Source organism: Psychrobacter sp. MES7-P7E, assembly GCF_002863645.1.
Lineage (GTDB): Bacteria > Pseudomonadota > Gammaproteobacteria > Pseudomonadales > Moraxellaceae > Psychrobacter.
The window spans coordinates 1-23,688 of record NZ_PJBU01000089.1; the positions used below are offsets into that span (position 1 = coordinate 1).

At 43.5% G+C, this 23,688-nt stretch carries 20 protein-coding genes; 14 read left to right on the forward strand and 6 right to left on the reverse strand.

The window, feature by feature from the left end; all coding sequences use genetic code 11:
* The 3 genes from CXF62_RS14700 to CXF62_RS06590 form a co-directional block, all read left to right on the forward strand.
* Positions 1-1,305, forward strand: a 1,305-nt coding sequence (locus CXF62_RS14700; protein ID WP_197707700.1) for a hypothetical protein, incomplete at its 5' end; no start/stop codon positions are given.
* 222 nt (positions 1,306-1,527) lie between these two features.
* Positions 1,528-2,574, forward strand: a complete 1,047-nt coding sequence (cmoB, locus tag CXF62_RS06585) for a tRNA 5-methoxyuridine(34)/uridine 5-oxyacetic acid(34) synthase CmoB (RefSeq protein WP_102093446.1) — start codon at positions 1,528-1,530, stop codon at positions 2,572-2,574.
* Positions 2,575-2,608: 34 nt separating this feature from the next.
* The gene (locus CXF62_RS06590; RefSeq protein ID WP_102093448.1) at positions 2,609-3,745 is read left to right on the forward strand and encodes a DUF1176 domain-containing protein; all 1,137 of its coding nucleotides are present in this window, start codon (positions 2,609-2,611) and stop codon (positions 3,743-3,745) included.
* Positions 3,746-3,910: 165 nt separating this feature from the next.
* On the opposite strand, the gene CXF62_RS06595 is transcribed toward CXF62_RS06590, so the two are convergent.
* Positions 3,911-4,129 carry a DUF2788 domain-containing protein gene (locus CXF62_RS06595; RefSeq protein ID WP_101205310.1) on the reverse strand — a complete coding sequence of 73 codons (219 nt, stop codon included), beginning with the start codon at positions 4,127-4,129 and terminating at the stop codon, positions 3,911-3,913.
* Between the two features lie 378 nt (positions 4,130-4,507).
* Between CXF62_RS06595 and argS the strand changes: the two genes are divergently transcribed.
* From argS to CXF62_RS06610, 3 genes are all read left to right on the forward strand, one after another.
* Positions 4,508-6,337: an arginine--tRNA ligase gene (argS, locus tag CXF62_RS06600; RefSeq protein WP_102093450.1), complete on the forward strand. Its 1,830-nt coding sequence runs from the start codon at positions 4,508-4,510 to the stop codon at positions 6,335-6,337.
* Between the two features lie 87 nt (positions 6,338-6,424).
* Positions 6,425-7,231 (forward strand): SPOR domain-containing protein, encoded by an 807-nt coding sequence (locus CXF62_RS06605; protein ID WP_102093451.1) that lies wholly within the window; start codon positions 6,425-6,427, stop codon positions 7,229-7,231.
* A 125-nt stretch (positions 7,232-7,356) separates the two neighbouring features.
* Entirely contained in the window at positions 7,357-8,451 is a 1,095-nt protein-coding gene (locus tag CXF62_RS06610; protein ID WP_102093453.1) for a PTS sugar transporter subunit IIC, read from the forward strand.
* Between the two features lie 160 nt (positions 8,452-8,611).
* Here the strand turns inward: CXF62_RS06610 and CXF62_RS06615 are convergent, their stop codons facing one another.
* The 3 genes from CXF62_RS06615 to clpP all read right to left on the reverse strand — a co-directional run bounded on the left by CXF62_RS06615 (position 8,612) and on the right by clpP (position 12,014).
* A complete protein-coding gene (locus CXF62_RS06615) occupies positions 8,612-9,598 on the reverse strand; it encodes an SDR family NAD(P)-dependent oxidoreductase (RefSeq protein WP_102093454.1) in 987 nt (328 codons plus the stop codon).
* A 327-nt stretch (positions 9,599-9,925) separates the two neighbouring features.
* Complete coding sequence (gene clpX, locus CXF62_RS06620; protein WP_057761822.1) at positions 9,926-11,200, reverse strand: ATP-dependent protease ATP-binding subunit ClpX; 1,275 nt, start codon at positions 11,198-11,200, stop codon at positions 9,926-9,928.
* A gap of 187 nt (positions 11,201-11,387) precedes the next feature.
* The gene (clpP, locus tag CXF62_RS06625; RefSeq protein ID WP_197411852.1) at positions 11,388-12,014 is read right to left on the reverse strand and encodes an ATP-dependent Clp endopeptidase proteolytic subunit ClpP; all 627 of its coding nucleotides are present in this window, start codon (positions 12,012-12,014) and stop codon (positions 11,388-11,390) included.
* Between the two features lie 908 nt (positions 12,015-12,922).
* On the opposite strand from clpP, the gene CXF62_RS06630 reads away from it, so the two are divergent.
* From CXF62_RS06630 to CXF62_RS06660, 7 genes are all read left to right on the forward strand, one after another.
* Positions 12,923-13,951, forward strand: a complete 1,029-nt coding sequence (locus CXF62_RS06630) for an urease accessory protein UreD (RefSeq protein WP_102093456.1) — start codon at positions 12,923-12,925, stop codon at positions 13,949-13,951.
* Between the two features lie 118 nt (positions 13,952-14,069).
* Complete coding sequence (ureA, locus tag CXF62_RS06635; RefSeq protein WP_057761815.1) at positions 14,070-14,372, forward strand: urease subunit gamma; 303 nt, start codon at positions 14,070-14,072, stop codon at positions 14,370-14,372.
* 56 nt (positions 14,373-14,428) lie between these two features.
* Positions 14,429-16,618, forward strand: a complete 2,190-nt coding sequence (gene ureC, locus CXF62_RS06640; protein ID WP_102093457.1) for an urease subunit alpha — start codon at positions 14,429-14,431, stop codon at positions 16,616-16,618.
* A gap of 165 nt (positions 16,619-16,783) precedes the next feature.
* A complete protein-coding gene (gene ureE, locus CXF62_RS06645) occupies positions 16,784-17,428 on the forward strand; it encodes an urease accessory protein UreE (RefSeq protein WP_102093459.1) in 645 nt (214 codons plus the stop codon).
* Positions 17,418-18,212 (forward strand): urease accessory protein UreF, encoded by a 795-nt coding sequence (locus tag CXF62_RS06650; RefSeq protein ID WP_102093460.1) that lies wholly within the window; start codon positions 17,418-17,420, stop codon positions 18,210-18,212. Before ureE ends, CXF62_RS06650 begins: the two co-directional genes overlap by 11 nt.
* 57 nt (positions 18,213-18,269) lie before the next feature.
* Positions 18,270-18,953, forward strand: a complete 684-nt coding sequence (gene ureG / locus CXF62_RS06655) for an urease accessory protein UreG (protein WP_102093462.1) — start codon at positions 18,270-18,272, stop codon at positions 18,951-18,953.
* Positions 18,954-19,003: 50 nt separating this feature from the next.
* Positions 19,004-19,756 carry a HupE/UreJ family protein gene (locus CXF62_RS06660; RefSeq protein WP_102093464.1) on the forward strand — a complete coding sequence of 251 codons (753 nt, stop codon included), beginning with the start codon at positions 19,004-19,006 and terminating at the stop codon, positions 19,754-19,756.
* Between the two features lie 153 nt (positions 19,757-19,909).
* On the opposite strand, the gene tig is transcribed toward CXF62_RS06660, so the two are convergent.
* On the reverse strand, positions 19,910-21,259 hold the full coding sequence (gene tig / locus CXF62_RS06665) for a trigger factor (protein WP_102093465.1): 1,350 nt from the start codon (positions 21,257-21,259) through the stop codon (positions 19,910-19,912).
* A 534-nt stretch (positions 21,260-21,793) separates the two neighbouring features.
* Positions 21,794-22,447: an RdgB/HAM1 family non-canonical purine NTP pyrophosphatase gene (gene rdgB, locus CXF62_RS06670; RefSeq protein ID WP_102093467.1), complete on the reverse strand. Its 654-nt coding sequence runs from the start codon at positions 22,445-22,447 to the stop codon at positions 21,794-21,796.
* Between the two features lie 552 nt (positions 22,448-22,999).
* Between rdgB and CXF62_RS06675 the strand changes: the two genes are divergently transcribed.
* Positions 23,000-23,629 (forward strand): superoxide dismutase, encoded by a 630-nt coding sequence (locus CXF62_RS06675; RefSeq protein WP_101205324.1) that lies wholly within the window; start codon positions 23,000-23,002, stop codon positions 23,627-23,629.
* Positions 23,630-23,688 lie beyond the last annotated feature (59 nt).

Below are 23,688 nucleotides of genomic sequence, written 5' to 3' on the forward strand. Positions count from 1 at the left end.
GAGTATGAGAAGCCACAAATTCAATTTGATACGATAGCTCCTGATTTCATAAAGAAAAAATATCATCATAAGCCGCTTTGGGCAAACGTGATAAATATTAAAGACTGGGGAAATCAAAGTCGGACTCTGACATGCTTTCCTACTAATTACAGAAACCCTGTTTTTCCAAAATTTAATTATCATAGAGATTTCTTGCTTCCTACAACTGAAGGCTTAACTATATTTCCTGAAAGTATTAATCGACAATATTGGAATTTACATAATGGTACAGAAGCTATTAACCAATGGTTAAGTAAATATGAGATTGAAGCAACTGTATCTGATGCTGGAAAATCCGTTCACCAAATCATTGAAACAATTGGTGGTGTTCCTCAGTTATCTAGTTTGGCAAATAGAAGTACTGTTGAACTACTCAATGACATGGCCAATAAATCATTGACGAGGAGCATGCATGCGGAGGAATTCAAAAATAGGATTAATACAAAAAAGAATAAGAGACCTGCGAGCCGACTGATTTCGCAAAAAATTGTACAGCTTGGCTTAGAGCTAAAGTGTTCTAAATGTGATAGTTGGAATTGGTACGAGGTCAATAACTTAAATTATGAACTATCATGTAATAGATGCTTGAAGCTATTCAGTTTTCCTATTTTGGAACCTTCTAATTCAAGCTTATCAAGATGGTCATATAGAGTGGTTTGGGCTTTTGCTTTACCTGATTATGCCAGAGGTGGATATGCTGCTTCATTAGCGATTCATTTTTTCGTTAGAAAGGTTAGCTATTCTCATAGGCTTAATATTACATGGTCTAGTGGACAAGAACTAACGCTTCAGTCTGGAGAAAAAGCAGAAGCCGATTTTATCTTATGGGCAAAAAGAGAAGGAATTGTAGGTTTGAGTAAACCTACTAATATTGTTTTTGGAGAGGCAAAGAGCTTTGCAAAAGACGCCTTTAAAAATTCTGATATTCAAAAAATGAAACTTCTAGCAGAAACATTTCCTAAGTCAATTTTGGTTTTTGCAACGATGAAAGATTTTGAAGAATTTTCAGTAGATGAAATCAATCGGTTAAGAGAGTTTGCTGAATGGGGACGTGGTTATGATAATAAAAATAAAGAAATTAGAGCATATATTATGGTTTTAACTGGTTTAGAGTTATTTATGGGTGGTCTTGAGAGGCTTACAAACGTATGGGAGGCTAAAGGTGGAAAGTATGCAGAACTTGCCAAAAAAAGAAAAGTACATTCCGATAATTTAGAAACTTTAGCATATGCTACTCAGGAGCTGTATTTAAACATGCCCTCTTAATATAAAGGGCTTTATAATATTGAGCTATAACTCAAGATCAGTTGCGCCATGGTTGATCTGACTCAGCAGGGGAAAAGGCGCCAATAAAGTTTTAAAAAACATCGAGCAGCGCCACGCCTATTTGCTCACCTTTAAAGCAATCCCACTTTGAGGCTCATCCTCTTCTTTCAACCCTTTTAATTTTATTCATTTGAATATTAATCAATACGGTAACCTGCTTTTATGCTCAACGACACTATCATCAACGCAGAACGCGAATTATATTTAACCCTGCTAGAGCTGGCACAGCAGCAGCCGAGCGCTTATGAATGGCTCAAGCAATTACCAACATGGCTAGGTGACATAAAAGACAAAGCCAACTATGCGCACGCGCCTGCCTACCAAGCGTCAGTCGCTCGTTTGCCAAACTTAGCTGTCAATAACGTCGATCTAAACAGCGATACATTGACGATTGAGGCAGATCTAAATGAGTCTCAGCGCAAACAAACAACAGCACTATTAAAGCAGTTGATGCCATGGCGTAAAGGCCCATTTCAGATTGGCGGTCAAATCGGCGATGATGAGTCAGGTATTAAGATTGATACCGAGTGGCATAGTGATTGGAAATGGAAACGTGTTGCGCCGCATTTAAGTAGATTAGACAGTCGCCGCGTATTGGATGTGGGCGGTGGCTCTGGTTATCATGGCTGGCGCATGGCAGGGGCTGGCGCGGATACGGTTATTATTATTGATCCGTCATGCTTGTTTTATCATCAGTTTATGGCGATTCGTCACTTTGTTGGTGCCGCAGATGCTAGTGATACAGGTAGCTATCGGACGCATTATATTCCTGTACCGCTTGAAGCCTTACCTGAGCACAGTCAGCTGTTTGATACCGTATTTAGCATGGGCGTACTTTACCATCGTCAGTCACCGTTTGAGCATTTACAACAGCTTAAAGGACAGTTAGTCAAAGGTGGTGAGCTGGTACTTGAGACGCTGGTGATTGAAGGTGATGCCAATACTGTACTGGTGCCGCATGACCGCTACGCGCAGATGAATAATGTCTATTTCTTGCCATCGGTGGCGGCATTAATTGGCTGGTTAGAGAAAGCAGGGTTTTCAGATGTGCGCTGCGTCGATGTAGCAGTCACCTCGACTGAAGAACAACGACAAACCGAATGGATGACCTATCATTCGTTAGCAGATTTCTTAGATACTAATGATTCTACTAAGACCGTCGAAGGATATCCTGCTCCCATGCGTGCGACTTTGATTGCCAAAAAATAGCATTGATGGTGGTAGCTAATATAAGGAAAGCACTATGAAGACATTGAAGACATCAAAGACTTTTATTGTAGCTACCATCAGCTTGCTATCGCTACCTGCTATAGCAGGTTATGGGAATGTATCCGAAGGCTGGGGCTTTGTACAAGACGACTGGCAGGTGGTTTGTGATAATACGCGGACTTGTCGAGCTGCTGGTTACGCCAGTGAAGCACTAATAGATGAGCCTGCTTCAATTTTGTTCATAGCGTTGCCAAAAGTAGCTCTACCAAAAGCGCACATTCAGTTTATCTCAGAAGTGCCGCTAGATGATCTTAAGCCTGCTCAGCTTTGGCTGAACAACAAAAACTATGGTGTATTGCAACCCAATAAAGAAGACAGTCTACTATACGACTTGTCAGCCAAGCAGACCCAAGCACTGCTTGATCATGCTCGTATCGCGACCAAGATAGAGATTAGAGCGGGCGATAACCACTGGCAGATCAGCGATAAAGGTGTATCAGCAGTATTGCTCAAACTAGACGATGTGCAAGGTCGGGTAGGGACGCCGATAGCATTGATCAGTAAGAATAATCCAAATCGTCAACGTCCTAAAGCAGCTCTACCAAAACCAATCATTCAAAAAGCATTTGCGTATTCAGCAAAAGACAACAAAACACTTGCTCCATCAAAGCTGGCGTATTTTCAGAAAAATATTGATAACTGGGTCGATATTAACGATGAGCAGCTTATAGGGTCCAAGGACGAGATGGGCGACTGTGAGCTGATTAACCCAAAAACTGAAACATATCAGCGAATGTCAGAGTATGGCTCTACGATGCTTGGTTGGGAATTTATACCAGTTGATGATAGCTATACGTTAGCCGCGCATACTTGCTGGCTAGGTGCTTACAATTCCAGTAACGGCTATTGGCTCATTGATAATACAAAACCTAGCAAGCCTATGCTTATCACGACAGCAGGGAATGATTATTTTGATGGTGAGATTTCCGCCACTCACAAAGACCGAGGCATTGGTGATTGCTGGAGCCGTACTGCATGGATATGGAATGGTGAGACATTTGCTAAGAGTGAAGAGTCTAGTACGGGCATGTGCCGAGGTTTTGCTGGTGGAGCGTGGGACCTACCAACGTATGTGAGTCAGGTTATAAGAAATGATGCTAGGGCTCAGTAGCTTTTTGATTTAGAAGACTTTGATCTAAGAAGCCTTGATTTAAAAGGCCCTGATTCAAATGACTGACACCTTATCAAGCGCAGCAGTCATAGGCTGTATATTACGTTTTTAGTTTTGCTACTCATGTTTTAAGCGATATCAAAGAATAGTGATAAAAATGGCTAATTAGATTAACCATTTTTTGAAAGCGACTTCCATGACTATCTTAAGGATAAAACCAACAGAACCTGCGCCTAGTGCTAAGAATATCCAAAAAGTACCAGCGCGCCCAGCTTCAGACGTTTTAGAGATATCCCACATAATAAAAAACAAGAAAGCGATGAATATCGGCAACAAGACGTACAGTCCCCAACTGGTGACAGTACTGGCGGCAATGGCAAACATGGCGTAATCCTATAATAGAGTAGTAACGCGTCTTCTATATTTTAGAAGAGCCGTACAAACCAATATTATAACGTGGAAGTAGTCAGGTATAAACGACTGCCCAGTATTGAGCAACAGTAACGCTACAATTCACGTTATGAGTTATTTATCTGTTTTGCATCATTGATATTAGTCAGCCCAAATCCTGATAACGGTAAGATTTTAGTGCTAATTTTGGCGCAAATGGTGCAATAAAGCGCAAAGATTGTTATATTTACAGGTTACTTATCTTTTTACATTATTCTATCCCTGCAATGTCGGTCGCTATTATAATAAGCAGTTATCGATTGCTCGCATTCGCACCGTTTTTGTTGTTTATTTAATTGAGTTCAAATTCCTATGTCACAAGCCCAAATTGATACGCTTGCATCCCTGTTTAACGATGCAATTCAAACCCTACAAGCAGATGGTACGCTACCAAGCGATTGGCAAAACAACAGTCAAATCACCCGTACAAAAGATTTAAGTCACGGTGATTTTGCCAGTAATATCGCGCTAACGGCAGCGAAAGCAGCTAAAGCCAATCCGCGTCAACTTGCTGAAAAAATCGTCAGTGCATTGCCTGACAATCAAGATATTCGCCAAGTAGAAATCGCAGGACCAGGGTTTATCAACGTATTCTTAAACTCGGAAGCTAAATTTTCTGTATTGGACGATATTTTCACGTTGCAGGACCGCTTTGGCTTGAGTAATCAGTTTGACGATCAAAAAGTCCAGGTTGAATTCGTCTCTGCCAATCCAACGTCAAGTCTGCATGTCGGTCACGGTCGCGGTGCTGCATTTGGCATGAGCGTCGCTAACTTGTTAGAAGCTATTGGCTATGACGTCACGCGTGAATATTATGTCAATGACGCTGGTCGTCAAATGGACATCTTGGCCACCAGTACATATTTGCGTTATCTACAGCTAAATGGTGAAGAGATAACTTTCCCAGTCAACGCCTATCAAGGTGATTATGTTAGTGATATCGCCCAGACGCTAAAAACACAGCATGGCGATAGCTACGTACATAGCTTTGCAAACGTTGCCAAAGATGTGCTAGAAGATGCTCAGTTTGAGATTAATGCTGACGGCGAAAAGACCTTAGTTTCAGGTGATAAAGAAGCGCATATTGATGGCTTGATTGCCAATAGTAAGTCTTTGCTAGGTGACAGCTACGCGTTATTTTTAAACGCAGCATTGAGCAGTATTTTGGCGGATATTAAAGACGACTTAAATGACTTTGGCGTGAGCTACGAGTGCTGGTTTAGCGAAAGATCTATCGATAGCGAGATTGAGCCTGTATTACAGATACTAGATGACAAAGGCTATCTATACGAAAAAGATGGCAACATCTGGTTTAAGTCGACTGATTTCGGCGATGAGAAAGACCGTGTGGTACGCCGTGCCAATGGCCAGTCGACGTATTTTGCTTCTGACATCGCTTATCATAAAAACAAGTTTGATCGCGGCTTTGATAAAGTCATTAACGTCTGGGGCGCAGACCACCATGGTTATGTCCCACGCGTAAAAGCAGCGCTACTAGCTCTTGGTATCGATGCTGAACGTCTGGATGTGGTGCTTGTACAGTTTGTGGCATTGTGGCGCGGTAGTGAAAAAGTACAAATGTCTTCGCGTTCTGGTCAGTTTGTGACCTTGCGTGAGCTACGTGCAGAAGTCGGCAACGATGCTGCACGATTCTACTATGTAGCGCGTAAGCCTGAAGTGCATGTTGATTTTGATTTAGAACTTGCCAAATCACAAAGCAAAGACAATCAAGTGTATTATATCCAGTATGCTCATGCGCGCGTTTGCCGTGTGTTAGAAAAACTGGCAACTTACGATTTGACCGTAGATGATGCTGTTGGTTTGGCACATCAAGACTTGCTAAGTGCGCCAAATGAAGACGAGCTGATTAAACTGTTAGCAGGATATCCAGCGACGTTACTTCGCGCAGCGACTGGTTACGAGCCACATGTCTTGACCAACTACCTGAAAGAGCTAGCGGCATTGTTCCATGGTTGGTATGACACCAATCGTATCTTGCCTATGAGCTTGACGTCAGGTGAAACGCCAAGTCAGGATGAGCTAGACTTAATGCAAGCACGTTTGCGCTTGTCAAAAGCCACTAGGCAAGTATTGGCAAATGGGCTTAGCCTGCTAGGCTTGTCTGCACCGTCTAGCATGTAGTGCTTTTCTAATATGTGACATGAGTATAGACAGCTGATAGCATTAATTCGATGATGATAGTTAAATCCAGTAGGGAGAACGAGATCCATGCTAGCCAAAAAACCTAAAGGCGCGACAGAAAAGCGCAAATCAAGTAGCGTATCAGGCTTATTGTGGATGTTTGTTGGGGCCGTATTGACCCTTATGATCGGGGTGTTTATCTACCTCTCACCATTATTCAATTTTAGCCCCGCTGAAGGTAGTGCTGAGAACGATCCTGATCGCCAAGTACAGCCACGTGTGGATACTGATACCGACAATGGCGATTATGAGTTCTACGATATTTTACCTAATCAAGAGATGGCAACCATCCCTGATGAAGATATCGCTGACATTGATAATGATCAAATAGGTGATATCGGTGCGTTTGAACCAGACGTCGTTGTGACTCAACCAGAGAGCGATACAGGCAGTACAGAAAGTACGGGTAGCTTTGGTGGTTCGGAAAATGCGACTGTCGAACCTGCTGGTAGTAATAATGCTGGGTCGAGTGAGGATATCGTTGTCGTTGAAGAAGATGCAACCTATGATGGTACGCCGCCTGCTACTAGCAACGCTACAACCCGCAACAATAATACAGCAGCAGGTACGGCCAGCATCCAAGCTGCCAAACCTGCGGCGACCTACATCTTGCAGATCAATAGCTTTAGTGATGCAGATGAAGCGGATCGTCGCCGTGCGCAAGTACTGATGGCGGGTGTCGATGCTCGCGTGGTCAAAAACACGACGGGCAATGGCTTGCCAATTTATCAAGTCATCTCACGTCCTTTGAATAACCGTCAAGCAGTAACGACGGCACAGCAGCGCCTACAGAACAATGGTATAGATTCTATTATCGTTGAACAGCGTCGCTAGGTTGAGTCGTTTACAGTTATTGTATTTATTAAAAAAGCGTCGTAATGACGCTTTTTTTATCTCTTTATTTTATCAAAATCTTTCTAGCTGTTTTATCCTATTAAACGTTCATTAAGAGTATGGTTATGACCGTATCTAACTCAGTAACACCGCAAGCAGGCATTATTAAAGCGTTCTTTCAAAAATACTTTATCGATGCTTTTACTGGTATGGCTTTAGGGCTATTTGTCACGTTGATTGCAGGTTTGATTATCTCGCAAATCGGCGGTTGGTTAGATTTGCCGGCATTGGTCGCGGTCGGGAAACTTGCCTCGATATTAATGGGTGCTGGTATCGGCGTAGGTATCGCTTATTATCTCAAAGCGCCAACGCTAGTGATGCTTAGCTGCCTCGTAGCGGGTATGCTTGGTGCCCATTCCGAAGCACTAATGGCAGGCACGCTCTTTACGCCGCAAGTGGGTGGGCCTGCAACCTTTGTAGCACTGCCAGGCAATCCCATCGGCGCTTATCTGACTTCTGTGTTTGCTTATCGTGCTGGCACTTGGGTCGCTGGTAAGACTAAGCTTGATATTTTATTGGTGCCATTGGTTGTATGCGGTATTGCTCTTTTAGTTTGCGCTCTGCTCAATCCGCCTATCGTAGCAGGGGTCGCAGCTATCGGTCAGGGTATTCATGCTGCTACTGAATTACAGCCACTGCTAATGGGCATCGTCATCGCCGTAGTGGTTGGTATTTTATTGACCCTACCAACGTCGAGTGCAGCCATTTGTATTGCCATTGGGCTTGGTGGATTAGCGGGCGGGGCAGCAGTGGTAGGCTGTGCTGCGCATATGATTGGTTTTGCTGTTGCAAGTTTTAAAGACAATGGCGTTAGTGGTGTCATCTCTCAGGGCTTGGGTACCAGTATGCTGCAGATCCCTAACGTGCTTAAAAAACCCATCACTCTGCTGCCTGCTGTCATTGCTAGTGCTATCGTTGGGCCTATCGCTACTGTTGGTTTTGGATTGGCTTGTACGGCGACAGGTGCGGGTATGGGTACCGCTGGTTTGGTCGGTGTGTTTGGAGTGATTGAAGCGTCACAAGAGATTATGAGCACTGGTCAGCTGTGGACAGCGATTATTCTATTGATGTTTGTATTGCCTGCGATGATTGCAGGGTTAGTGGCTTATATTATGCGCCGTATGGGTTGGTTGGTCGCTGGTGATATGAAGCTGCCTTAATGCTTAGAAGGTTGAGCTAAAATATCATCACCAGTCTCAAAATTCAGTCTTATCCTTCATCAATAATGGCAACTTTCAAAAAGCCCGGCTACGACTATAGCTGGGCTTTTTATATATAAATTCATCAATTTCTCATGATAGAGGGAATGTTGATAACATACTATTTAACGGTCTTTAGCTTCTTATGACGACGTGGTTTTAGTTTGCGGGACAGTTGATGGAAGTCGTTAAGCACTTGGCTATAGTGTGATGGAAATACACGTTGGATGGCATCGACTATCTTTGCATCGTTACCAATCAGGCAGCGCTGTTGGTTGGTCGCTGCTGCCTGTAGGATAATCCAAGCCGCTTCATTGGCATCGAATTTTAAGAATTTATTAAAACTTCTGATGGCTTTGGGCCCAGTACTCATGCCAATATCATGAATGCTCTCATTGCCGCGCGCGCTGTTGGCAATATTGGTTTTGATGCCGCCCGGATGGATACAGGTTGCTGATACCCCGCAGTTCTGAATGTTTAGCTCTTGGCGTAAACTCTCTGTGAAGCCGCGTACGGCAAATTTGCTAGAGTTGTAGGCGGACTGTGATGGCTGAGCGGTCAAACCAAACAGACTTGAGATATTAATAATATGTCCATGTTCGCCAAACTGGCTCTGTTTAACGCTGTTTTTGATTAATGGTAAAAATGCTTTAGTGCCGTAAACCACGCCCCAAAAGTTAATGTTCGTTACCCATTCAAGCTCACTAATACTACTGCCTTCGACGGTAGAGTAGAGTGCGACACCTGCATTATTAAAGATAAAGTTTACTTTGCCATGATCGCTCATAACACTATCAGCCCATGCTTCCACCGCTGTATTGTCTGATACATCGAGTACGGTCATAGTGACATTGATATCATAATTGGTAAGTAACTGTTTGGTCGCTGCCAGCTGTTCAGGATTGATGTCCGATAGTGCAACATGACAGCCCATTTTTGCTAAATGAATAGCCAGCTCACGCCCCATACCAGAGCCTGCGCCCGTAATGGCAGCGACGTGGTTGCGATAGTAGGATTCAACATTTGAGTCATCCAACGAGGTACGGTTAGAAGAAAACGGTAGATGTTGGCGCAATGAAGTCGCCATAGCAGTCACATGGTTGAGCATAATAAACAATCCTTTGTCTTATTAATCATATGGGTTGTACGGGCTATATCTTGCGGTATATATAAATACAGTATAAAGGTTAAAACAATCTATCTACATTAGCATGGTTTGTGCTGACGTTTACTCGCGATTGATAAACGTTGCTGTCATTTCGGGACAGGTGTAATGAATGTTACCAATTTTCAGTATGCAAGTTATATAGCAGAAAAGCTATCCAACAGATAAACTGGTTAAGTAATAGGCATAAAAAAAGCGTCTTAGCTTATTCAGCCAGACGCTTTTTTAGTAGTCCGTTAATGATAACGGACTATTTAAACCAACTATAACTTAAGCAATTTTAGGTACTTTACCTTCATTGATCACATCTGCATCAACCATTACAGTTTTAGCATTTTCCATGGAAGGTAGCTCATACATGGTCTCAAGTAGGGCGTTCTCTACAATCGAACGTAGACCACGTGCACCAGTTTTACGCTCCATGGCTTTTTTGGCGATGGCATCTAGGGCTTCTTGAGTAAAGCTAATCTCAGCACCTTCCATGTCAAACAAGTACTTGTACTGTTTTACCAGTGCGTTCTTAGGTTCTGTCAGGATTTGTACTAGGGCCGCTTCATCTAGCTCTTGCAGTGCCGCAAGTACTGGCAGACGACCGATTAGCTCAGGAATCAGACCAAACTTGATCAAATCTTCTGGCTCGACTTCTTGTAGCAAGTCTGAGCTGCGACGGCTGTCGTCTTTTGAGCTGACATCAGCGTTAAAGCCGATACCGCCTTTTTCGGTACGTTGCTGAATGACTTTATCAAGTCCAGCAAATGCACCACCAACGATGATTAGGATGTTGCTAGTGTCAACTTGGATCAACTCTTGCTGCGGATGCTTACGACCACCATGCGGCGGGATAGCAGCCACCGTACCTTCGATTAGCTTTAGCAACGCTTGCTGTACGCCTTCACCTGACACATCACGCGTGATAGATGGGTTGTCACCTTTCTTACTGATTTTGTCGATTTCATCAATATAAATGATACCTTGCTCAGCTTTAGCTACATCATAATCAGAAGCTTGGAGGAGCTTTTGTACGATGTTTTCAACGTCTTCACCAACATAACCAGCTTCGGTCAATGTCGTGGCATCAGCCATCGCAAAAGGTACATCTAACAGACGAGCCAAGGTTTGCGCAAGCAGCGTCTTACCAGAACCAGTCGGACCGATTAGCAAGATATTACTCTTAGCCAATTCTACCATTGCATCGTCAGCGCCGATCTTAGCTTTTTTGCTATCGTTGGCTAGCGTTTGGCTAACTTTTAGACGTTTGTAATGGTTATAGACGGCAACAGCCAATGCTTTTTTGGCAGCGTCCTGACCGATGACATATTCATCAAGCTTGGCACGCAGCTCTTTTGGCGTTGGTAATTTTTTATTGACCCAAGAAGTGTCTACTTCGCTATCATCATCACCGTGCTCTGCGCTGTCTGCGATTAAGTCAGTACATAGCTCGATACATTCATTGCAGATATTGGCATCGTCAGCAGCAATCAGTTGCTGTACATCGCTTTTGGCTTTACCGCAAAACGAACACTGCGGGGTATTATCTTCTGCCATAAAAGGCGCTCCTAAAATTTAAAACTGGTTAGTTTATTTGTAGTATGTCAATTATCGTATTCATTCAATGGTCATACCTTTCAATAGATCAGGCATGACATTGATAACGGTTTACTGTACGGCAAATAAACTATAAAAGGTCTTATGATTGCACTCTCAATGAAGAGGCATCACGTTAATGCTTAGATTACAAAGATTCAGGGCGACGCTCTAATACTTCGTCAACCAAGCCATATTCTTTGGCTTCTTGAGCATCTAACCAATAATCACGCTCAACGTCTTTTTCGATTTTCTCTACTGGCTGACCAGTGCGCTCAGCTAAGATACTATTTAGACGTGCACGAGTTTTAAGGATTTCACGAGCATTGATTTCGATATCTGTTGCTTGACCCTGCGCGCCGCCTGAAGGCTGGTGAATCATAACGCGAGCATTAGCAAGTGAATAGCGCTTGCCTTTTTGACCAGCAGCCAATAGGAATGAACCCATGCTGTAAGCACCGCCCATACAGATAGTAGACACCTCAGGTTTGATGAAGTTCATGGTATCAAAAATAGCCAAGCCAGCGCTTACTGAACCACCTGGTGAGTTGATATACAAATGGATATCTTTGTCAGGGTTTTCAGCTTCTAAGAATAGTAACTGGGCAACGATAAGGTTAGCCATGTTGTCTTCGACCTGACCGGTCAAAAAGATAACGCGCTCACGTAATAGGCGTGAAAAAATATCAAACGAGCGTTCACCGCGTGAGGACTGTTCAACCACCATAGGTACTAAAGCCGCTTGTGTGGTCTGTACTTCTTTGTGCGCACTCATCAGCATATCAAAATGCGGGTTGGCAGTGATGCGATCATAATCTGTCATAGAAAAGTCCTATCGATAAATGTATAAAATAAAAATGGATTGAATGATTTTATTGTCTGGTAGTTTTTGACTAATGGGTTGTTTATAAGGGGGCTGCGCTCACTATTCAAGCCTATAAAACGGGTTTGTGCATAAAATAGGTGAAAAACTGACCCTACGATATTGCTAGGACTCATTGCTTATATTAAAACTTATACTAAAAATACGTCTAGAAGTAGATAAATACTATCTTATCTATTATCAAGTCGTACAGATATTGATAGTATCTATATCGATACAAATAGCGTAAATCATGTCTGACCTGACTTTTTAACATAGAATACCTGATTAATAGCCCTACAATCCACCTATCTTACTGACTAAGCCTGCAAATAGTTATGCGTTTAGGATTTTTGCTTATCTAATGTCCTCAGAGGGTATTGCGCTAACAATAACGCTAAAAAATGCACTGTTATGGACAAAATGTACTATTTTGGTGCAAGTATCTGCTAATTTTATAAATGACTGAAGCTCAAAAAACGTTTAGAAAATAGCTGGAAATATATGATTGTTTTTATCATATAAGTTAAATAGAAAAAGCACAGACAAATCAAAGTTTTGAGCCGATAAGGTTTCTTATTTGGTTATCTGCTATCAAAAGTTGGCACAGTGCTTGTATCAATAAAAACATTGACGCTTTTATTTATCATGGTGCGCTAGGCACGATAAATGGTGTACGCTGTATTTCTTCGTTATTATTCTGACATTGCTGTCGCGAATGAACTGTAGTTAACGATTGGCAATAGAGTCTTAACGGATAGCAAATGATAGTTGTCACATAAAATACTGAAACATATTTAATTGGTAAATGAGTATATAAAATGAGTTGGGCCTCTTCTTTAGCATTAAGCTTCGACACTGTTAGCAGGACAAGTACGGCCAAAGAAGGTACGGCTGATAACTCAAAAACGCGGCTTTATCATCGCAAGCATACAGGTGCCTTGATGGTACAGCGTGCTCTATATCCTGAGCCAAGCGTACAGCAGGGTATTTGTCACATACTGATGTTGTACCCGCCAGCCGGTATCGCAGGTGGCGATACGCTGACCATAGACCTAAGTTTGGATAGTGGTAGCCACGCTGTTGTCACCACACCAGGGGCAGGTAAGTGGTACGGCAAAGACAGTGTCAGCCAAAAACATAAAGCTCCGTTGGGCGACAACGATACTCACCAAAGTATGAGTCAAGACGAGATAGCTGATTATGCTAGTCAACATATACAAGCCAACCTCGCAGCAGATACCCGTCTAGAATGGCTGCCGCAAGAGAGTATCATTTATAACGAAGCCAATATGCATGCAGTGAGCCGCTTCGATTTGAAAGATTCCTCTAGTCTACTGACATGGGAGATTAGCGTATTTGGGCGGCAAGCTTACGACGAGCAGTTTTTGCAAGGGCGTTATCATACTGGATTGAACATCTACCGAGATGGTAAGGTTATCGTTGCTGAGCGAGTGGCACAGGCAGCGCAAAATCGCTGGTTTACCTCAAATTTAGGATTAGCGAACCAGCATATTTATGGCTCGTTTTGGGCAATACCCAGCTTAAGCGATGTCCATGACAATCTTGCACTCTCCGCGTCACAAACCACGCAATCGACCGAAACTGCCCAAGCAACTATCAAGCAGTCATTAACCCGCTATCTAGATAATACTGTCGTAGCATTACGCCAAGTCATTGCTCAAGCACAAATGCCTGTCTACTGCACTCATAATTGCCAAGCGATCAATATCCGCTACATCGGCTCAGATGTACGTGGTTGTTTTGAAGCGTTTTATCAGCTGAGAGAAGTCTTGCGAGATCATTGGTGGCAACTTGAACCTTGTCGTCCACGTATTTGGGACACATAATACGGCCACTTTTAATAATGAAACTAAGATATATTGCGACTATTTTTAATCGATATTTAATGCTTTGAAAATCTCTAATCTGCTATAAATATAATGATAAGTACAATAAGGAATTGTCATGCACCTGACCCCAACAGAAAAAGACAAACTCATGCTATTTACCGCTGGTATGGTGGCTGAGCGCCGCAAAAATCGCGGTGTTAAGCTTAACTATCCCGAAGCCATCGCTTATATCAGTATGTTGCTGATGGAAGGCGCACGAGATGGTAAAAGAGTTGCCGAGCTGATGAGTGAAGGTGCTACGTATTTGTCTGCTGATGATGTCATGGAAGGTGTCGCAGAGATGGTAGATGAAGTGCAAATCGAGGCGACTTTTCCTGATGGCACCAAACTGGTCACGGTACATAATCCCATCGTGTAACGCTGTATACCATTGTTATAGCACTGACATGCTCACTATAAAATAAGGCGGCTACCATGCAAGCAGGCGAATACCATATCCAAGATGGCGATATTATCTTAAACCAAGGGCGACAGGTACAGACCATCAGTGTGAGTAATACTGGTGATAGACCTATCCAAATCGGCTCGCATTATCACTTTTATGAAGTCAATGATGCCTTGAGTTTTGACAGAGAGCAAACTCGGGGGTTTCGCCTAAATATTATCTCTGGCACCGCCGTACGTTTTGAGCCTGGCCAATCACGGGAAGTCGAATTGGTAGCATACGCTGGCAAGCAAGATGTATATGGTTTTGCTGGGCGTGTCATGGGCGCAGCTCATCCAGACAAAGCATCAGAGAGCGTCACTGATAAAAAGGTAACCACTACTTCGCAAAAGCGAGTCAGTCGTCGTATTTATGCTGAGCATTTTGGTCCTACAACAGGCGATAAAGTCCGTCTTGCCGATACCGAGCTTTGGCTACAGGTTGAAGCAGATTTAACCAGTCATAAAGATACTGCTGTTGATCAAGCAGATACGTCGCAAAGTGGTGAGAGTAGTAGCAAGCCTGTTGAAATTAAAGGTGAAGAAGTTAAATTTGGCGGTGGTAAAGTCATCCGTGATGGTATGGGGCAAGGACAATTGCTGGGTGCGGAAGTTGCCGATACAGTTATTACCAATGCATTGGTCGTTGACTATACAGGCATCTATAAAGCGGATATCGGTATCAAAGATGGTCGTATCAGTGCTATTGGAAAAGCGGGCAATCCTGATATCCAGCCTGCTATTGATATTCCTATTGGCGGTGCTACCGAAATCATCTCTGGCGAAGGCAAAATTCTCACAGCAGGTGGCGTCGACAGTCATATTCATTTTATCGCGCCTCAACAGTGTGAGACGGCGCTTATGTCAGGCGTGACCACAATGCTCGGCGGCGGCACAGGGCCAGCTCAAGGAACGCTCGCCACCACCTGTACACCGGGGGCGTATCATATTGCCTCGATGCTAAAATCTACCGATAGTATTCCTATGAATATTGGACTACTGGGTAAAGGCAATGTGAGTGTACCAGAACCCATTGCTGAACAAATCGAAGCAGGTGCCGTGGGGCTAAAGCTACATGAAGATTGGGGTACAACGCCGCAAGCCATCGATAACTGTTTGAGCGTCGCTGACGACTATGATGTGCAGGTGGCCATTCATACCGATACTTTAAATGAAAGTGGCTATCTAGAGAGTACACTTGCTGCTTTTAAAAACCGCTGTATCCATACTTTTCATACTGAAGGGGCAGGCGGTGGCCATGCGCCCGATATTTTAAAGGCTATTGGCGAGTCACATGTGCTGCCATCTTCAACCAACCCAACGCGACCATACACCGTCAATACCATTGATGAGCATCTCGATATGCTGATGGTTTGTCATCACCTGAGCCCTGCTATTGCTGAAGACGTAGCCTTTGCTGAGAGCCGTATTCGTCAAGAAACCATCGCCGCAGAAGATATCTTGCATGATTTGGGCGCAATCTCGATGATGAGTAGTGATTCACAAGCGATGGGGCGGGTGGGTGAAGTGGTCATCCGTACATGGCAAACCGCGCACAAAATGAAAGTTCAACGTGGTCATCTAGCACCAGATGCAACAGCGACCATTGAGGATGAGCAACAGTACATCACTTTGACAGACTATGATCAAAGCACGGACAACGATAACTTCCGTATCAAACGCTATATCGCAAAATATACAATAAACCCTGCGATTACTCACGGTATCAGTGATATGGTCGGCTCAATCGAAGTAGGTAAATGGGCAGATATGGTGCTCTGGTCGCCCAAGTTTTTTGGGGTAAAGCCTGAATGCATTATAAAAGGCGGGCTCATTGCTGCAGTACCGATGGGTGATATCAATGCCTCTATTCCCACACCCCAGCCTGTACATTATCGTCCTATGTTTGCGACATATCCAAAATCGGTTGCCCAAACCAGCATTACTTTTATGTCGCAAGCGGCGATCGACAAACAAGTGGATAAGCAGCTTGGATTGACCAAAGTCATTCAGCCAGTACACGGCATCCGTAAAATTCGTAAAGGCGATATGCGCTTTAACAGCTACTGCCCAGATATGGACATCAATCCTGAGACCTATGAAGTACGCGCTGATGGTAAGACACTCACCTGTGAGCCAGCTGATGTACTACCTATGGCACAGCGTTACTTTTTATTTTAGAGCTTATGATGCACGTTTATAGGATTTCTAGGACAGACAGTGAGCCATAAACTATGTATACCAATAGTCAGTTGGTTTCTTGAGTGAGATCGTGTCTTTATTCCTAACACTTTTACCATCAATACTATTGACAATAGTTTGAGCAACAACAGCCAGAGAATAATAATGAAAATATTTAATACCCGTTTAAGTACGCTTAGCGATATCCAAAAAGCACAATTGGCAGAACAGTATCAAGCCGATGATTACCTGCTGTTAGAATTTGATACTCGTCAGCATTCCCGCTTTAGAGCCATTACTGTCTCAGGTGAGGCAGTTGGTGTTGACCTGCCTCGTACAGGCGTCTTAAAAGGTGATGACGTGCTTATCAATGCAGCAGGGGAGTTGATGCAAGTGATCGCCAAACCGCAAGCAGTGACCAAAGTGACTGCTGACAATGACTTTCTACTAATGAAAGGCGCTTATCATTTGGGCAATCGTCATGTGCCATTGATGTTTGACCACAGTTTTGATCAGGGTAAGGCAGGCTATTCGCTGTATTTTGAAAACGATCATGTGCTGGCACAAATGTTAGAAAACCTTGGTTTGCATATCGAGTCTACCTCAGTGCCATTTGAGCCTGAGACGGGCGCTTATCAAACGGGCCAAGGGCATGCGCACGGCCACTCTCACTCCCATGCACATTCGCATAGTGACTCTCATAGTCATCAGGAAAGTCATAGCCATGATGAAAGCCACAGCCACAGCCACAGCCACGGACATAGCCATAGTCATCATGATGCGCCTGTAGGTCGTTCAAATGATGGTTAATACCAGTGCTCAGCCTACTCAATCTGCCCAACTTGGACAGCTACTGATGCTGGCATCGAGCAATTTGCCGATTGGTAGTTATACCTATTCGCAAGGTGTGGAGTCAGCGATTGAGTCAGGGGTTGTCTCTGATGAAGCCAGTACGCTTATATTTATGCAGGACTACCTAGCGCTTGCGGTGATTGGCTACGAGCTGCCTGTGTTAGGGCTGATAATGTGCGCGCTTAGCCAAGGTCATGAAGCGCTAGCGGCAAATCTAGCACATGATTATCACGCTGGTCTCGAGAGTAAAGAGTTTGTACTGGAGTCGAAGCAGTTGGCACAAGCGATGGTGTCTTGGCTCAACGAAGTGCTGAGTCTTGGCATACCAGCTGATATACCTGATGATGGATTTTTGCCGCTATTTGCACATATTGCTCAGCATTGGCAGCTGCCATTAGCGCAGTCAATGACCACTTATGGATTTGCGCAATTAGAGAACATGGTGCTCGCCGCTGTGAAGACAGTGCCGCTAGGACAAATGGCAGGTCAGCGTATTCTATGGCAATTACAAAGCGATTTGGGTGCTCAGGTTGATGCTCTAAGCGCTAATGTGCAACATGCTTTCGATGCTTTAATCACATCGATAAATACTATGGATACCTTAGATAAAAGTGAAGAGTCAGACTGTCAGCAGCTATGCCAAGACCTCTATGAAACGCTTAATATCTCGAATAATTTGCCTAATTTGGCTATCTTCTCAAGTATGCATGAGGAGCAATACAGTCGGTTGTTCCGCTCATAAATGTACCTTGATTTCTATTTATAATTATTAATATATAAACTGTTTTAGGAAATTAATATGTCTCTAACTCCGCTCAAACCAAAAAAATCTCACGCTGCATCAGACGTACAAACTGATAGCCAGAAACCGTCTTCTGTCTTATCGTGCTTACGCCTTGGTATTGGTGGGCCAGTTGGTAGTGGTAAGACTGCTTTGACGTTAAGGCTATGCCAAAACCTGCGTGATACGGTCAATATGGCAGTGGTGACCAATGACATCTATACCAAAGAAGATTCAGAGTTTTTGACCCGCAATGATGCCATGCCCGCTGAGCGTATCCGCGGCGTAGAGACGGGCGGCTGTCCGCATACGGCTATCCGCGAAGATGCTTCTATTAATCTGACTGCGATTGCTGAGCTACAAGCGACTTTTGAAGGGTTGGAGTTGATTATCATTGAGTCAGGTGGCGACAATCTAGCTGCGACATTTAGCCCAGAGTTGTCTGACTTGACCTTGTACGTCATTGATGTCTCTGCAGGCGATAAGATACCTCGTAAAGGTGGCCCCGGCATTACCAAGTCTGATTTGTTGATTATTAATAAGACTGACCTTGCACCAATGGTTGGTGCTTCGCTGGAAGTGATGGAACGCGATGCCAAAAAAATGCGTGGCGACAAACCTTTTGTCTTTAGCAATATGAAAACAGGCGATGGGCTAAATGAGATTATCGCCTTTATTAAAGAACATGGCATGCTTGCCTAAAGAGCAGATGAGCTTTTACCATTAAAACATAAAGAATAAGGAAAAACCGCATGACACAGTGTACAAAAGGTCTTCATATCAAAAGCTCTCGCTTTTCACAAGTGCTCTCAGCTCCTCATATCGTATCTGGTTCGGCTGTGATGATGACATCACTGATGCTACCGTCATTGGCACAAGCACACTCAGGTCATATTCACTCGACTACCGCGCAAGCGCCATCGTTTTTGGGTACGTTGCAAGCAGGACTGATGCATCCAGTAACTGGCCTTGATCATCTGTTTTTGGCAGTAGGCATGGGCATGTTGTTTTATGGTCTACAAAAGCAGCGCTTAGGCATGATGTCGTTGACGGCAGGGTTGTCATTAGGCGCGATATTGGGCACGGCTGGTGTGCTGATTGGCGGTATCGCGTTTGCTGCATCATCTGGGCTAATTGAAGTGGCAATATCACTGTCGGTAGTCGTATTGGCTATGGTCTTGATGAGCCAAAAAAGCAGACAAGAGGCATTCTCTGCTCAGACCCATACAGCGCACACGCCAAGTATTCAGCAGTTGTCATTGTTTGGCTTTGGTGGTCTGGCAGTGTTTCATGGCATGGCACACGCGATGGAAGTACCAGCGAATGTCGGTGTGAGCGGTCAGCTAGGATTTTATGCAGGGATGATGATTACGATGCTAGCGCTATATGCAGTTGGTACGCTGATTAGTCAACAGTTGCAGCAACGCTTTAGTGATAGCTTGTGGTTACAGCGCGGGCTAGTGCTGCTAGGATTGAGCGCCGTATTCGCACCTGTTTTGGTGTAAAACGTGCTTCATAGTACAAGTACGATGCTTGTTGCTGAACTTCCTTAGCTAGCGAACGCCATAAAAAATGCGCCCCCGATCAAAAGGTTGGGGGCGCATTTTAGTTTTGATAACCGACTACAGCATATCTAAAAAGACAGCCTGTCGTATCAATTACATTGCTTGCTGCTGCTGCTGCTGTTGCTGAGCGGCTAGCAAGTCTTGGTAGCTAACTTCTTTGTCAGTTACTTTACCTTGTTCGATCAAGTAATCTACTACTTGGTCTTCTAGTACTACAGACTCAATGTTAGCGCGCTGCTGCTTGTCATTGGTGTAGTACTCGATGACCTCGCTTGGATCTTCGTAGTTTTCAGCAGCTTCTTTGATGAAGGTTTCAACACGCTCTTGATCTACTTCTAAGCCTTTGGTATCGATAACACGGGCAACGATGATGCCAAGACGGGCAGCACGTAGCGCTTGCTCTTCAAATAGCTCATTTGGCAGCATGTCTTTATCGAAACTATCAGCATTTGCGCCGAACTGCTGAGAGAAACGTTGCATCATCATGTTGCGTTGACGCTCGATTTCTTGCTCTAGCATCGCGTTTGGTACGTCAAACTCGTTCTTTTCTAATAATGCGTCAAAAGTCGCTTGCTTAACTTGACTACGCGCAGCGTTTTTGATTTCGCGTTCCATGTTTTTGCGTACGTCTTCTTTCAATTTCTCTACGCCACCTTCTTTTACGCCGAATAGCTCAAGGAACTCTTCATTGATTTCAGGTAACTTAGATTTTTCAACCAATTTTACGTTGATTTTGAACTGAGCTTCTTTACCAGCTAAGTTCTCAGCTTGATAATCTTCTGGGAAAGTGACGTCGATGACTTTTTCTTCGCCAGCTTTCATGCCTTTGATACCCGCTTCAAAACCTGGGATCATCTGGTTGCTACCGATAACTAGTTTAAAGTCTTCAGCAGAGCCGCCTTCGAATTTTTCGCCGTCGATAGAGCCTTCAAAGTCAAAAGTCACTTGGTTGTCTTTCGCCGCCATGCCTTTTTTCTCAACGAATTCTTCACGTTGCTTTTGTAGGTTTTCGATCATGGTGTCAACGTCTTCTTCACTAACTTGTGCAGTGTGACGCTCAACTTCGATCTCATCGATACCTTGTACATCTACTTCTGGGAAGATTTCAACAGTGGCTTGATATACCAAGAAATCGTCTTCAAGTTTTACGTCGTCGATGTTAGGCATGCCAACAGCGCGGATGTCTTCAGATTTGATCGCTTCAAATACAGTATCACGGATGACATCGTTGATAACTTCTTGTTGAATGCCAGCACCGTACTGAGAGCGGATGTGTGACATAGGGACGTTACCTTTACGGAAACCGTCAATCTTGGCAGTTTTCGCAACTTGGCGAATACGGCCTTCAACTTTGTTTTGAATTTTTTCAACGGGCACTTTAACCGTTAGTTGGGTTTCTTTATTAGATAGCTTGTTGGTTGTGACTTGTAAATCTGTAGCCATGTTAATTACACCTTTAGGATTAAGTAGTACGTTTGATTAATGAAATAGTACTTAGGGTTAAATTGTAATAGACAGACCGCGCCTCAAATTACGGGCATGTACGACGGGCTGCCGTTGAAATAAATAGGGGATAACGATAGCGCACAACGTCAAATTCAGTGCCAGTAGCAATCGCCGCTGATACTAAAAGGTGAACCTGCTGAGGTTGTCCATGCTATCAAATATCGATAATAAACCGTTAATGCACCGCATAATAACGCTTTTTGGTGAATTATACAGCCAAATAACGGATTTCAACAAAATTTTAAAAGTAGAACAGTATAATCTATCTGTTTATTAAAGTAAAAATTATCTCTTTGATGGCATGTTTCCTTATGTTGCTTGCTATTTTATGGATTAATTTTATATAAAGAGTTAGCCATATTCATAGTCAATAAATAAGATAACGGATAAAAAACAGCGATAAGGTTGTAAGCGCATTATGAGCATTGAGCGCGCTTACGGATAGTTATGGATAGAACAGCTATAAAGTACTTATAAAGGCAGTTGTGCCAATAACTGCTGGATTGCCTGACCACGATGACTGATGCTGTTTTTATCAGCAGCGCTCAGACTCGCCGCACTGGATTGCAAATCAGGTAACCAAAACAATGGATCATAGCCAAAACCGCCGTCACCATGTGGAGTCTCCAAGATTTCGCCATGCCATAATCCTTGGGCGACAATCGGTAGCGGATCATCAGCATGACGCACCATTGCCAGTACGCAAACGAACATACCTTTGATCGGAGTATCTGGCTTCGCTGCGCGGATAGGCAGCAAGTCGGCGATGAGCTTGGCGTTATTTTTACTATCGTTGCCGTGCTCACCAGCATAGCGAGCAGAGTAGATACCTGGTGCGTTACCGAGTGCGGGTACACACAGTCCTGAATCATCAGCAATCGCAGGCAGTCCACTGATACGGCTCGCATGACGGGCTTTGATAATGGCGTTTTCTACAAAGCTTAAACCATCCTCGATGGCGTCTTCAATATCGAGCTGACATTGCGGGACAATCGTCACGTCCAAGTTCGCTTCGGCAAATAGCCGTTTAAATTCAGCCAATTTGCCTTTATTGTTACTGGCCAGTACCCATTGGTTGCCAGATGTCGGATGGGTAGCAATTAACGAGGTATCAGTGGTGCTCATAGAGTCAGTCCGTTATATGAAAATGATGAAAAATTATTATTCGAGTGAGCTTTATTTACTTTCTGTAGCGCTAATCGGTAAATTATTTGACGATTGAAGTAGTTATACTAATAATGATAACGCATGAGTTTGGAGTGCGTGCAATTCCTGCTTAATAAATAACCAATCGCTATGTAGATTGTACGGGCTATAACATTTGGTAACTGATATTATTGGTTGCTATTGCTATAATAGGAGACAAGCTACAGTGAATTATATCTTATGGCTTGTGAATATTAAGTTAATAAAAGTCTATAAAGTCAGAGACTTGGCTTTTTGACGAAGAATAATAGCAATAAGTAACCGACAGGTTGATTTTGGATTCATAATGATACGTGATATTGTATTGAGCAGTACTGTGTATCAAGCGATAAAGTTCATTTCAAACAATAAACTCAGCCAATTTAGTCCGCTATTTTATAGTGTTTTTTGCGGTGTAAAAATAGCGTAAAATTCAGCTTCTATAAGCAAGTTTTTATAAACTAACGGCTAAACAGCAAGGATAAAATAATTATGTCAAACATTACTTTACCAGACCTACCATATGCAAAAGACGCACTAGAGCCACATATCAGTGCCGAAACGCTAGAGTATCATCATGACAAGCATCATGCTGCTTATGTAAACAAGCTAAAAGACATGTTGCCAGGTTCTGGTCTAGAAGATAAAACATTGCCAGAAATCATCGTAGCGACTGCTAAAGATGACAGCAAGCAAGGTATGTTCAACCAAGCAGCTCAAGTATGGAACCACACGTTCTACTGGAACTGCATGACGCCAACGAACGGCGGCGGCGAACCTACTGGCGATCTAAAAGCAAAAATCGAAGAAGATTTCGGTAGCTACGACAAGTTCCGTGAAGAGTTCAAAAACGCAGCATTGACTCAGTTTGGTTCAGGTTGGGCATGGCTAGTTGCTGATAAAGTCGGTGGCAAATTGTCAATCGCCAAAACTGCTAACGCTGACACCCCACTTGCACATGACCAAGTAGCTGTATTGACTTGTGACGTATGGGAACACGCGTACTATGTAGATTACCGTAACCGTCGTCCTGACTATGTTGACACGTTCCTAGACAAGCTAGTGAACTGGGACTACGCAAACGCAAAATATAAAGGTCAAGATGCTGGCGTTGAAGAGTAATCTTTAACGACTAAGTATTTGATTAATAAAAAAGGACGCCGCGAGGTGTCCTTTTTTTG